9 protein-coding genes are annotated in these 13,088 nt (G+C 46.7%); 2 read left to right on the plus strand and 7 right to left on the minus strand.

Annotated features, from left to right (window positions below):
- Nucleotides 1–37 precede the first annotated feature (37 nt).
- Together HGH90_RS29905 and HGH90_RS29910 are read right to left on the minus strand one after the other, a co-directional pair.
- Entirely contained in the window at nt 38–1,129 is a 1,092-nt protein-coding gene (locus HGH90_RS29905) for a hypothetical protein (protein ID WP_169192630.1), read from the minus strand.
- A 9-nt stretch (nt 1,130–1,138) separates the two neighbouring features.
- Complete coding sequence (locus tag HGH90_RS29910) at nt 1,139–3,418, minus strand: hypothetical protein (RefSeq protein WP_168764680.1); 2,280 nt, start codon at nt 3,416–3,418, stop codon at nt 1,139–1,141.
- 361 nt (nt 3,419–3,779) lie between these two features.
- On the opposite strand from HGH90_RS29910, the gene HGH90_RS29915 reads away from it, so the two are divergent.
- Nucleotides 3,780–4,562 carry a carbon-nitrogen hydrolase family protein gene (locus HGH90_RS29915; RefSeq protein ID WP_168764681.1) on the plus strand — a complete coding sequence of 261 codons (783 nt, stop codon included), beginning with the start codon at nt 3,780–3,782 and terminating at the stop codon, nt 4,560–4,562.
- A gap of 54 nt (nt 4,563–4,616) precedes the next feature.
- Here the strand turns inward: HGH90_RS29915 and HGH90_RS29920 are convergent, their stop codons facing one another.
- From HGH90_RS29920 to HGH90_RS29935, 4 genes are all read right to left on the minus strand, one after another.
- Nucleotides 4,617–5,162 (minus strand): hypothetical protein, encoded by a 546-nt coding sequence (locus tag HGH90_RS29920; RefSeq protein WP_168764682.1) that lies wholly within the window; start codon nt 5,160–5,162, stop codon nt 4,617–4,619.
- A 108-nt stretch (nt 5,163–5,270) separates the two neighbouring features.
- Nucleotides 5,271–7,562, minus strand: coding sequence for a glycosyl hydrolase family 95 catalytic domain-containing protein (locus HGH90_RS29925; protein WP_169192631.1), 2,292 nt, complete (start codon nt 7,560–7,562; stop codon nt 5,271–5,273).
- 122 nt (nt 7,563–7,684) lie between these two features.
- Nucleotides 7,685–8,500 (minus strand): alpha/beta fold hydrolase, encoded by an 816-nt coding sequence (locus HGH90_RS29930; RefSeq protein WP_168764684.1) that lies wholly within the window; start codon nt 8,498–8,500, stop codon nt 7,685–7,687.
- A gap of 124 nt (nt 8,501–8,624) precedes the next feature.
- The gene (locus HGH90_RS29935; protein ID WP_168764685.1) at nt 8,625–9,029 is read right to left on the minus strand and encodes a DoxX family protein; all 405 of its coding nucleotides are present in this window, start codon (nt 9,027–9,029) and stop codon (nt 8,625–8,627) included.
- Between the two features lie 253 nt (nt 9,030–9,282).
- Here HGH90_RS29935 and HGH90_RS29940 point away from each other — a divergent pair, with 253 nt between their 5' ends.
- Nucleotides 9,283–11,175 (plus strand): beta-N-acetylhexosaminidase, encoded by a 1,893-nt coding sequence (locus HGH90_RS29940; RefSeq protein ID WP_169192632.1) that lies wholly within the window; start codon nt 9,283–9,285, stop codon nt 11,173–11,175.
- A 104-nt stretch (nt 11,176–11,279) separates the two neighbouring features.
- Here HGH90_RS29940 and HGH90_RS29945 read toward each other — a convergent pair whose 3' ends face one another.
- The gene (locus tag HGH90_RS29945; protein WP_169192633.1) at nt 11,280–13,088 is read right to left on the minus strand and encodes an OmpA family protein; all 1,809 of its coding nucleotides are present in this window, start codon (nt 13,086–13,088) and stop codon (nt 11,280–11,282) included.

Here is a 13,088-nt window from a genome sequence, read left to right on the forward strand (position 1 = left end):
ATTTTATAGGTATAAGGTGTTATCGGTTTTAATCGTATTAATCTTTTCTGACACGGATGAACTTCATTTGCCAATACTCATTCCGGCCGTTCAGCAACCGGAAAAGATATATTTTATTTCCATCCAGCCCTCTCCTGTAGCCCAATGGTATATCCAGGTGATTACTACCTCTTTTCAGAGATATCGTGCCCGTAAAAATGGTTCTACTGGTATAATCCAGGGCCAGCAACTCATACCGGGCGGTAGAATCGCCTGTTTCATTCACATAGCTTACCTGGATAGATTCACCACAACGCACCACTGTTCCATCCAGTTCCTTACGCAACTGCACATATGCGCCTTTCGCAGAGTCAATGACCTTATCAGCTCCTTTCACCCGGAAAGTCCAGGTTTCAGTTTGTGCCACAAAAAGGTTACCGTTACGGGCTGTAACCGACCAGGCATACGTGGTACCCGTATCCAGTGAAACACCGCCGGAAGGATAGTTCATAAATATATTGCGCAACCCGGGCGCCCGTAGTACCGGAATATTCTGCTGTATGGCTTCTGCCGGTGATTGGTGGTCATGTACCTCTGTTAAGGTTACATCATAATTCAGGTCGCTGAACATATTCAACGGCGCAGGGGGTAGCCATGTAAACTGTGGCAGGGAAAAAGACAATTCACTTTTATCTGCCGGGCTATTTAACAACGGAGGGCTTACTGGTTCCACTGTAAACGGCATACAGTCTTCCCCCGGCTGGGTACCCGATTTATCCCCTTCTATATACAGGCTATAACAAGCCAGGTAATTACCCGCAGGCAACAAGCCATTCGCACTCCAGTCGATGGTGGAAGAAAAATATTCATAGTGCACCGGCATCAGGTCGGCTGCCTGCAATTGCCGGGCGCCCTTATTGACCGTTAAACTACGGCTAATGCCGGTGAGTATAGGCTGGTTGGTACGCGCATCAGATAAACGCATCGTTACCCGTACATCCATTGACCTGCCAGCCGCAGATGCCAGCATGATATTCCATAGCTGGGATTTCAGCAATACACCAGCTGGTGGCAGCTGCACCGTCATACTCACCTGGGCGGCTGTACGAAAACCGCTCAGTATCAACAGCAGGCATAGGAACTTTTTCATAGTCATTACTTAAAATATTTTGGTATAGGTTAACCTTGCCGTTTTATTCGGCACCAGTTGCTTATTAACGCCCGGAACAAATCCTTTGTCACCCGACACAGTGATCTCTCCTATCTTCCGTATATTCAGCCTCATATTAGCCAGGTATCCAAACTGCTTTATTTCATACACCGTCTGATAATTATACTTTACCCCCGCTCCCAACTCCAGCCAGGACAACAGCCGGTATTGTGCACTGCCATCAGCACCATACAGCGCATAATCTGTATTGGTGGCCATAGATCCGCCCCCGTTGAGTGTAAGCTTTCCGAGGAAAACAGTCTGATTCAACAATAGATTGGTACTGTTGAAATACACAAAGTTACTGTCGGCCTGGTGGTTATAGAACCTGGTAGCAGATACAATGCTGTTCATCTGCACATTGCGAACATTGTAATAATAACTGCCTGTACCTACCAGGGTATAAAAGAGGTTTTCTACGTATTTGTCCTCACTCAGTTTCATCAGCTGGGAAGACGGGAAGTATCCCACGGATAATACCGGCCATCTTTTTCGGCGAAACGTGGCCTGGATACTTTTAAAGATAGTATTGCTTCTATAGGCTGCATTATCAAATACGCTGGTATAAACATTTTGTCGCACGCTGCCGGTAAGGGTTAACTGTTGTTTAAAAAACGGCTGGGTTACCTGCAGCATCCAGGCATCCTGAGCTGAGCCGGTAGCATATAAACTGAATGATTGGAAATTAGCACCCATGCGTTTATACATACCATTTATACGTGTGCTCGTTGCCGGTATAAATGAAAATGCACTCAGGGCATATGCTTCATTACTATGGTCATTAAAGCCCAGCATACTACCACCCAGTCCCTGGTGATTGACGCTCCGCACATAATACGGTAGTGATGACTTCGCCACTTCTCCTATCACATAGTTATTCCGGTTCAACTGCCAGCGCCCCTCCAGGGATAACCCCATGATCTTGTAATCAGGTGGCGTAATCGCTCCACCGGCTGAAGTGCCCGTGTTAAAATTATATACCTGCTTTTTTCCTGTATAAAAAGATAGAATCAAATGGTTATCGTCTCTCTTACCTACCCCCATCCTAATCATATTCAGGTACTGCTGCACCCGGTTGTCGTTCACAATAAAGTCGCGGAACCGGTAGTCTACTTTCCCGGTGGCAAACGCCACGTACCAGGAAGGGTTCACTTCTGCCTGTACACCCATAAAGCTGATATTCTTTGCGGTTAGCTCCGAATAGTCGACCAGCGTACGTCCGAGTCCCAATGACTTCACCGCCAACATGGCCTTATATCCTTTAGGCAATATAGAATCAGGCAGGTTCATAGATTCCAGTTCCGATATCAATTCCCCTTCATTACGGCTATGTTGTAAAGCATCCATCAACGATCCTTTGCGGGCAACATATGATTTTTCTTTCTGTATAAATAAGCGTTCATTCTTTGCATATAAAGCCACTAATGAATCCAGGAGCAATTTCTTCTCGTCATACATTTTCCTGAAACCCAATAGGATGCTATCTTTTCGCGAGATATTTGCCGTCGGTAACGCTGTTGCACTATCCTTCCATCTCGCTACGGTTTTCTTCAACGAATCTTCCAGCTGACGCCGGTACTCATACTCCTTTAGTTCCGCCATCTTTTGTAGCTGTGCAGGAGCCGTAAACCAGGATTTTAACTGGTTAAGTTCATTCCAGTCTTTATCCAACTTATCCTTCCACTGCTCCAGGGCTATTTTTTGCTTTAACTTCCCTGCATCCCAGCGCTTTGCTTTTGCTAACAACTGATTCTTGAAATCCTGGTTGTAATACTGAAAATTAGCACCAGTGATATTCCGGAAAAATTGGGAATTACCCATGCTGGTACTGAATGCAACGTGCAAGGGATATTCCTCCTTTACCATAATATCCAGGGTAGTTTGCAACGTGTGCTGGTATAAATCCCGCTCCAGGAAAGGCGTATCTGCATTATACTGGTAATAGCCATCATAAGTGATGTTACCATGGATGGTAATCAACTTCGGATGCTGTACCACTGGTGGTAACGTTTCAATATGTTTTCGCCGGATGACTTGATATCGCGTATCTCCCACCGGTTGCTCATACTGTACAACTAATACCGGCAACATCATTTTACACCCTGTGTGTATGTAGTAAAAGCCAGTATCCAATAACCGGTTGTTACTGTTGGGTAAACGCAGCTGGGCGCTACTTTCACAGCACAGGACAAATAATAAAATCGCTAGTATAGGGGCAAAATATTTCAATGGGATCGTTTATAACAATCTACAGTATGCCCTGGCCCGTCGTGCCAGGCAAATACATATCAAACCTAAAAGTAAAATGGACGCGGGTCAGGCCATTAAACGGGTAACAAATAAAAATGACTGGAATACCTGTTACGCGGGTATAAACTAGGGTACAAATTTAAATTCATGATATAGGATTTTTTATACTAATACTATTTTTAACAATCAAAGGGGAATAACAATACTTTCTGACAGTTTAGGATAATGAAAATGCGTTACGCTCATTTTTCACTTTTCATTTTCCACTCGTCAGCAAATATATTACCTTAATTGAATTATTACTCCTTTTCTCAAAAAAATTATTGCACAAACCCAACACATGAAAATAGCTTTAGCTGCACCTCCTTTCCCATCCTCCATCAGCGATGGTTTGCATTGGACAGCGCAACTTGTTAAAGAAGCCGCCGGTCAAAATGCCGACATTATCTGTTTTCCGGAATCTTATCTACCTGGCTATCCGGGCATGAATACAGAAGAGCGTACACCAGAAAAGCTAGCCGCGGCACTGGATAAAGTAGGTGCCATTGCTAAAGAAAATGGCGTAGCGATTATCATGCCCATGGATTGGTATCAACCACAAGGCTTGCTCAACGTGGCCTGGGTGATATCAGGTACGGGTGAAAAGTTGGGCTATCAAACCAAAAACCAGCTGGATCCTACAGAAGATAATATATGGGTACCTGGCACGGCGCGTAGCATATTCGAGGTAAAAGGAGTAAAATTTGGCATTACGATCTGCCATGAAGGATTCCGTTACCCGGAATCGGTGAGATGGGCGGCGAGGCAAGGGGCAGCAGTTGTATTCCATCCACATTTTGGGGGTAGTAATACCGAAGGGCCCTCGCCTACAGAATGGGGCCACAAAGACAATCCTTACTACGAAAAAGCGATGATGATGCGGGCATTGGAAAACACCATTTATTTTGCCAGCGTTAATTACGCTTCCCGTTATCCCGATTCAGCGAGTGCTATTATTGCGCCGGATGGCAGCTGCGTTGCGCATGCCGCCTATGGGCAGGCTGGCATCACCGTAGCCGACATAGATCCTGCACTGGCTACCGGCCTGTTGGCCCACCGGTTTAAAGAAAACCTTTACCGTTAAAAAAGCTGGCCAGGAAACAAGTCCTGGCCAGCTTTACGTTTATCGTTAACAGGTTTAATATGCATTCTTGATCGTCAGATCATATGTTTCCTGCGCTGAAGGAATTCCCCCGTTTACCGCGATATCCTTTTTGAAAGTAACCGGTGTTGACACGCTCACGTGATACTTCCCTTTGCTGTCTAGCGTCACGCTGGCCGTACCTCCTGTTCCCAGCACAGAATACAGCAGGGAGCCCGTGTTCACGGCGGTGCCAATGGTGCAATTAATTACGATAATGCGGGCAGCAGGGCTCGACACCATCGCTTCCGTTGTACCCAGGCGGTATTCACCTTCTCCCAGGTTGCTGTAAAAGGTAAAGGTCAATGCGCTGCCGGAAAAAGCGCCAAGGTTTCCCCCATCGCCGGTGGTGCTTACGGCCATAGCTGTGATAGTCTTTCCACTATTGGTAGTACTGGATTGCGAAGACGTACCTCTTACGTAGGTGTATTGACCAAGCTTCCAACTGGCATCAGCGGAACTTGGGCCGGTATTATCGTCTTTCTTTTTACTGCAGGAAAATAGAAATGCTGTTCCTAACAGGAGCGTCAATATTCTCTTCATAAATTAAAGTGGTTAAAATTAGGCTATGACAGCCAGGCTAACATTGATTAACTGGTTTAACAATTGAACTCGTTGGCTCATTTTCACCACAATAATAAGGAAATTTCATTATTGACCATTATGATTTCCCGAAACCGGCTGGTACGAACTTGCTTTTTCAAAATAAAGGATTTCATCTTTCTGGGTGCTCATGATCAACCGCGTTCCTTTCATCGTCCGTACCGTTCCACGGCTACTCTTTACTACCACTTGTTGCCCCGGCCAGGGATTTTCCAGCATCAGCCGCCTTCCTTGTTCGCTCTTCACCGACACAAAGCTCACTTCATTGTTTGCCAGCCGGGAAGATACCAGGAAAGCTCCCCTGGCACGCAGGTTCCAGAAAGCGGCATCCTGGTGAGATGGCCACACGGAAAATAACCGCAATACATCCTGGTAACTCATGCACATCATTTCATTGATGGTTGCCGGCACCGTGCTGCAATTCTCTATACCATGCGGATTATTTAGCTGGAAGCCATTCGGATAGGTATGCAAACTGTATTTACGGAGGAAATACCAGATACTGTCCGCCGGATACCCTACCCTTACCGCAGCAGGGAAAAAGCTGTTACTACCATTATTGTCCATCCACCGCTGCATGGCGCCGATAGTATTCCTGGCGGTCTGCAACAAGTCTGTATCACTTCCCGGCCCTATCTGCCCCGCAGGAAAGATATGCTGAATTCCCAGGCTATTATCCCCCCACCAGGCAGTTCCGGTTTCGGTATACCGGAATACCTTACGGTCATTCCTCATTTGTGTTGGATATGGAGCAAGGTGTGTCAATACGCTATCCCAGCGGATACGGTACGTACTATCCGTTTGCAGGAACCTGCTGACATCAATGGCTGTTTGCAGGGCCAGTCTCGCCAATCCCAGGGACAGTATAGGATTCCTGTCACCGATAGTACCTTCATGAATGGCATCATTCTCAATGACGTATCGCCCGTTTTCCCACCGGGGATATTGCGCCCAGAACTGCGCCACTGCCTTCACGTAGGGATAAACTTTTTGCGCATAGGCTTTACGGTAGGTATAATAAAATGCGGGCGCCATATTAACAAGAGCATAAGCGGCATCGGTCTTTTGTCCGAAAAACAAACCTTCATCTTCAACATTACCACTTTCTATAAAATGATGGGCATATGCTTCCATCAGTTGATTTTTTCTCGTGCTTTCTATCCCCATAGGACCAATACCTACCGGGTATAGTACACCATCGGCAATGCCCGTTACTTTGCGGGAGTAATATTTTCCTCTCTCCATAAAATCTATCAGGGGCGACTCATAAGGCGCCGCCTGTTCCAGGTGATTGGAAGAATACAACGCGTAGTACGGTGCCATATAGTTGTAGTTGAGATGATAGTCGCCGTTCCAGGCAGGAATTTCCCGGGTGATCCAGCTGCCGAAAATGGAAGCGGGAAAATGAACATCCCGGCTGCAGGAGGCCATGATATAGTGAGAGAGATAATATTGTTTATTCAACAGGCTGTCGCCGGTATCTACATACGATTCATGCCAGAATTTACTCCACCACGCGGTGTGCGCCTTGTATGCGGCCGACAGGCGCTGCGGAGTGAGCCTGGCTACTTTATGGATGGTTTGTTGTAAATAATCTTTTTCTTTAAAGCTGCTGGATAACGCGCAGACAATCGTTGCTGATTGCCCCTGTTGCAAGCGGAAATGATTGCCCGTTCCTCCGATCATCTTGCAGGCAGCAGCAGCCATCGTGTTAATAGATACGTCATGGGTAAAGCCGCGGGTGATCCACTGTACAGCGGCATGTTGCCCGCCTGCTGCGGTGGTATCAGCAAACTTATTTTCCAACGGGGGATTTATATTAAACTGATCCCGCTGTGGCAGCAGTAAATCTGCCGTACCCTCCACTGTTGCCGGGCCCTCGTTATGTAATTGAATAACCAGCAAGTCTTCAGTGGCACTCAGGTAGGTGGTAAGCAACAGTCGCGTATCCCCGTCAATGAACTTCCCGGACATAGTGGCGTTGTACAGCGACTGTTCCACCCGGTAGCTGGCATGTTTTAATGCAGGTATCGATAATTGCAATTTTCCAAGTACGGCGGGAAAGGATTCATTAAACCCGGATTGAAGCCGCCAAAAATCGTTTCTGGCCAGATAAAAACAAAGGCTGTCTGGTTTTCCCCCCAGCGCAGCTGCACTGTATCCGTTGCCCAGTAAAGGAGCATCTACGGCTACGGTGGACGGAATATGAATGGGGGGCTCTGTGAATACCGCTTTACAAGCAGATATAATTGCGGCGGCACGATCCTGTGCCGTTAAGGTTTGTCCTACGACAAGGCAGTAGAAAAAAGCAACCCAGGAAAATAGTTGGTATTTGCGCATCTACTAAAATCGCTATTCCGGGTCGATTTTACCAATGCTATATTGACTATTATCGACATTTTCTATACACGTAGTGGATAATCGCCTGGCGCTGCAATTATCCACTACAAAACTATTTCATCTTAATCCTGTAAAAAGTCGATCACCAGCTCATTAAACCTTTCACTGTTCTCCACATTCGACAGGTGCACGACCGGCAATATAGTCAGGCTGGCATTACTAATGGTGGCAGCCAGCAACTCACTGTGTTCAGGCAGGGTAACTGTATCAAACTGCCCGCCTATAATGAGCGTTGCGTGTGGAATCAGCGCAGCCGTTTTTCTCAGGTCGCCATCCCGCACAGCCGCGAAAGAACCGGCCAGTCCCTGTGGAGGTGTGTTTAATACCATGTCACGGAAAGGTGCTACCCGGCTGTCTCCACTGTTGATCATCGCGGCAGGAAACCAATTATGAATAAACATATTGGCAAATCCGTCCATGCCAGCCCCCTCGTGCAGGGATTTTATCTGTTTATTAAAGTACTCCTGTGGCCCCAGGTAAGAAGAAGTATTGGCCAATACTAATTTATCGATCCTTTCCGGCATGTGTATGGCCAGGTACTGACCTATAAAACCACCCAACGACAGGCCCAGGAAATGAGCTTTTTCAATATCCAGGTGATCCATCAACTCGATTACATCCAGCGCCATCCGGTTAATGGAATAATCTCCTGCGGGTGCGGCGGAAGCGCCATTTCCCCGGGTGTCAAACCGCAATACCCGGAAGTAACGGGTAAAAGCAGGCATTTGTACATCCCACATATGATAGTCGGTGGCAATAGAATTAGACAATACCAACACCGGGTTTCCTGTTTCGCCTTCCAGTTCATAGGCAATGCGCACACCGTCGCCGGTAGTAAAATATTGGGTGGCTGGCAGGGTGGCTATTATGTTTTCCATTTTGATCTGTTTTTATGGTGATTGATAACACAAAAATAGTCCACCCCATCAGCTCCCAACAGGTACAAGCCGGGGTTTGTTCTGTATAATTACAGGTTAGTTCCTTCCCCTTTAAGACAGCCACTCAATGCGCCATTGCCGGCACTTCCACCGCATAATGAGCCGGGTACAGCTTCCTGAACATCAGGTAGGCGGCCAACAGTACGCTAAATGCAATAATAGCATCTATCGTAGCAGGAAAGCCCAGCACGCTTATTTTAGAAAAAAATGCAAAAATGATATCGAAAAACATACCCGCAAATACCCATTCTTTTAACCGCAGTAAGCGGTTGGGAATTAATAAGGTGATGATCCCTGAAATTTTAAAAACACCCAGGATATAGATAAAATGCGGCGGATAGCCCAATTGTTGCGTGATATCCCATACGATCGGGTTCCTGGTTAATTCAAAGAAACCACTGGCGCCAAACCAAAGTGACATAAAAATAATGCCTGACCAATAGATGATTTTTGTGGTAGTAGTTTTCATTTTTCTATTTTTAATATTTGATAAAATGTAGTTGTTACTGCGTTTTGCTAGTTGTTACTCAAAAGTAGACAGCCGCGCAATGGGAAATTTTATCAAACACGCCAGTTGGACAAATTGGCCCGTGAGTTCGTTTTTTTGAGGGGTGAGATAACAGCGGACATAGAATATAACCTCACTGAATGCTAATAAAATATCGTACTTTATCGGCCGCCCCCCCACGGGGCGCTCTTTAGAACACTGAACAACATCCACGATGAAGAAAATTTTACTGCTGGCAACAGCATGCCTATTACAGACCTTTAGTCCGTATACAGCTATGGCCCAAACCGGGCAGGCCCCCCAACTCGACCTGGTTCCTTTACCCGTTAAAGTGGAAAACCACACCGGTGTTTTCACTTTAACGGCCAACACTCCGTTGGTATCTGCGCCATCGCTGACGGGGATTACCGAACTATTCGCTACCATGCTCCGCGCCCCTTCGGGCTTTCAATTATTGCATGCAACGCATAACAGCAAGGGTATTCACTTTGATCTTAGCCCTACTTACAATAAAACCCTGGGAGAAGAAGGTTATATATTGGATATTACCCCCACGAGAATTGATATTTCAGCCAACAGGCCGGCGGGACTTTTCTATGCCATGCAGTCGCTGCTACAATTGTTGCCCAAAGAAGTTGAAGGCCATGAGCTGGCAGCACATCAGCGCTGGACCATTCCTTGTGTAAAGATTACCGACTACCCCCGGTTTGGATGGAGGGGACTGATGCTGGATGTAAGTCGTCATTATTTTCCGAAAGAAGCGGTAAAGAAATACATCGACCAGCTGGCCAGGTATAAAATGAATGTTTTTCACTGGCATCTTACGGACGACCAGGGCTGGAGAATTGAAATAAAGAGCCTGCCGGAATTGACAACCATCGGGGCATGGCGTGCACCCAGGATGGGCGCCTGGTGGACAAGGGAGCCCCGGGCCAAAGGAGAACAGGTTACCTATGGAGGTTATTATACCCAGGAAGAAGTGAAAGAAATTGTGCAATATGCAAAGACACGTTTTGTGACGATCCTACCGGAAATAGATGTACCCGGTCATAGCTTAGCCGCCCTGGCCGCCTATCCCCAATTATCATGTACCGGCGGCCCATTTGATGTAAATGTTGGCAATGTATTTTATGCCAGGGAAGATAACGCCTTATGCCCTGGCAATGAACAGAGCTTCGAATTGATGGATAAGGTAATCACAGAAATAGCCGGCCTCTTTCCCGGCCCGTATATTCATATCGGCGGTGATGAATGTTATAAAGGTTTTTGGAAAAAATGCGAAAAATGCCGGAAAAGAATGGCAGATGAAAAATTGCAATCGGCAGAAGAACTACAAAGTTATTTCATCAGGCGGATGGAAAAGATCATTATTTCCAAAGGAAAAAAGATGATAGGATGGGATGAAATCCTGGAAGGCGGCCTGGCCCCGGAAGCTACGGTAATGTCCTGGAGAGGTATGCAGGGCGGTTTAAATGCGGCAAAGATGAAGCATCCGGTGATCATGACACCCGACTCCCATTGCTACCTGGACCTCTATCAGGGTGATCCTGCCGGCGAACCGCTCACTTATTCAATGCTCACCCTCACCAGCTGCTACAAATTTGAACCAGTGCCCAATGAAATAACTGATCCCTCCCTCATCTTAGGCGGACAAGGCAACCTATGGACAGAATCTGTGCCCAACTACCGGCATGCCGAATACATGACCTGGCCCCGTGCCTTTGCGTTATGTGAAGTATTTTGGTCGCCCAAATCAGCCAGGAACTGGGATAGCTTTATCAGTCGCATGGAAACACAGCTAGCCCGCTTTGACGTAGCCCATGTAAACTACGCCAGGTCGGTGTATGATGCCGCAATCAAGCCTGTAAAAAAGGATAGCAGCCAACCTATGCGCATTGTGCTCACCCGGGAACTGGATAAACTGGACATCTATTATACCTTTGATGGTACCTTCCCGGACAATTTCTCTCCAAAATATACAGATACGCTCAACATTCCCAAAGGAGCAGATACCTTCCGGATGATCACCTACCGTAATAATAAACCCATTGGTAAAATGATCACAACCAGTATTAAAGAGCTTGAAAAAAGAATAGAGAAAAAATAGTGCGTGCCCATACAGCATGCGCTACTTCTCCTCTATCTTAAACTGATCAGCAAAAAAGCGCCTCCAGGTTTTCCCCTGAAGGCGCTTACTATTTACTATCTACCCTACCATTTTATCTTTAATTCGGAACGTCTGTTTTGTTTGTATTCTGCTTCACTACATGGCACCCCATCTTTACAGCCATTTACAGGATCCCGCTCCCCTTTATTGCTGTAGTAAAGGCGTTTGGGATCAATGCCCTTACCGGCCAGGTAATCTATTACTGCATAACAACGCAATGCCGACAGATCGGTATTGTACTGATCGCCACCACGGCTATCCGCAAAGGACATAATCACAATTTTCCAGTCAGGATGACGCTTCAACACCGCTGCAACCTCTTCCAGGATCCGGCGGGACTCAGTAAGCAGGGACGCACTGTTATAGTCATACAAAAACTTCAATTCTTCCAGTTTTTGTTTATCCGTAATTTCTTCGGCGGTGTGTTTTTTCCCGCCCGGGTTAGGTGGTCCGCCCGTTACTGGTGTCGTTGTATGGGCTACAGTCACCGGTGGCTCCGGCACAGGATTAACCCGGCTAAAATAGTTGGGGTCTGAGAAATAATAGATATCATCTTTCCCCATACCACCTGGCCTGTTGGAAGCCAGGTAACCTTCATAACCATTTCGTTTCAATACCAACCCCATATCATCAGCCCCGGAATTAAACGGCAGTTTCATATTCTCCGGTACTTCCCAATTGGATTTCGAGCCCTTTACACGATAGATATCATAACCACCCATCCCTGCATAACCCTTGCTGGAAAAGTAAAGAATGCCGTCTTCATTTACCGTTGGAAAGGTTTCAGCTGCCACCGTGTTTACCTGGCTACCGCAGTTAACCGGCGCTCCCCAGGTACCATCTGCCTGCTTCTCTGCATACCATATATCCGTCTGTCCCAGACCACCAGGACGATCAGATACAAAATACAAGACATCGCCACCGGAACTTAATACTGCATGACTGGCCGAATATCCTTCTATATTAATGCCAGGCATCAATACCGGGGTTTCCCATTTACCATTCTTTTTCACCGACTGGTAGATCTGCAGGTGACGGATACCATTTATAGCACCTTTGCCAGTAACGGGCACTCCCTTGCCTTGTATATTAATGGTCGCGTAAAGGGTGTCTTCCGTACTATTCAAACATACAGGACCAATATGATAGTCATATTTGCCGAGCAGCGCGGGTACCAGCTCTTCCAGGTAGGCGTTGGAATTATCACCGGCGTATTGCTGGTAAACATATGCCTTGTAATAAGGCTGCTCCGTGCGTTTGTCGATGGCGGGACTCGCTTGTGAGCCGCTATTCAGCGCCATTGAGCGGTAACCGTTCGACATTACCAGCAAACCTTTTTGTACCGCCCCGCTAACGAGGTCGGAACCATAGGTATTCAGTTCTTTGATCGGCTTCAATTCTATAGGCGCGCCCTGCTTGCTCCATACGGCGGCACTGTCGCAGCCCAGCAACGCAACATCTTTTAATTTAAGGCTGTCGGCATTCGACGTGCTGAACAAAGCATATTGTTTTTTTGCCGCATCATATTGTTCCAGCTGCCGGAGTACTTCTCCATAAGAAAAATAAGCAGACGCAGGACAATCAGGGCGACTGATAACTTCCTGGTAGATGTCGGCAGCCAACTTATAGTACCCAATTTCCTGGTAACTATGGGCCATTTTCATCAACTGGTCTACCGCCGTCTTACTTCCTTTATTACGGGCAATCCTGTAATAGAGCGAGCCCGCCTTTGCATACTCCTGCCTTGCATAAGCCTCATCAGCCAACTGCGTCAAACTCTTCTGCTCCTGGCTGTATAACTGTGTCGTCATCAAAAACACCAGCGGAATGGTCATTATCGTGCAACGTATCAT

It is taken from the genome of Chitinophaga sp. Ak27 (assembly GCF_012726295.1).
Taxonomy (GTDB): domain Bacteria; phylum Bacteroidota; class Bacteroidia; order Chitinophagales; family Chitinophagaceae; genus Chitinophaga.

What these genes read in the sequence shown, in the direction of transcription:
- HGH90_RS29905 (WP_169192630.1), bottom strand. Translation starts at nt 1,129, where the DNA reads ATGAAAAAGTTCCTATGCCTGCTGTTGATACTGAGCGGTTTTCGTACA.
- HGH90_RS29915 (WP_168764681.1), top strand. Translation starts at nt 3,780, where the DNA reads ATGAAAATAGCTTTAGCTGCACCTCCTTTCCCATCCTCCATCAGCGAT.
- HGH90_RS29920 (WP_168764682.1), bottom strand. Translation starts at nt 5,162, where the DNA reads ATGAAGAGAATATTGACGCTCCTGTTAGGAACAGCATTTCTATTTTCC.
- HGH90_RS29925 (WP_169192631.1), bottom strand. Translation starts at nt 7,562, where the DNA reads ATGCGCAAATACCAACTATTTTCCTGGGTTGCTTTTTTCTACTGCCTT.
- HGH90_RS29930 (WP_168764684.1), bottom strand. Translation starts at nt 8,500, where the DNA reads ATGGAAAACATAATAGCCACCCTGCCAGCCACCCAATATTTTACTACC.
- HGH90_RS29935 (WP_168764685.1), bottom strand. Translation starts at nt 9,029, where the DNA reads ATGAAAACTACTACCACAAAAATCATCTATTGGTCAGGCATTATTTTT.
- HGH90_RS29940 (WP_169192632.1), top strand. Translation starts at nt 9,283, where the DNA reads ATGAAGAAAATTTTACTGCTGGCAACAGCATGCCTATTACAGACCTTT.
- HGH90_RS29945 (WP_169192633.1), bottom strand. Translation starts at nt 13,088, where the DNA reads ATGATACGTTGCACGATAATGACCATTCCGCTGGTGTTTTTGATGACG.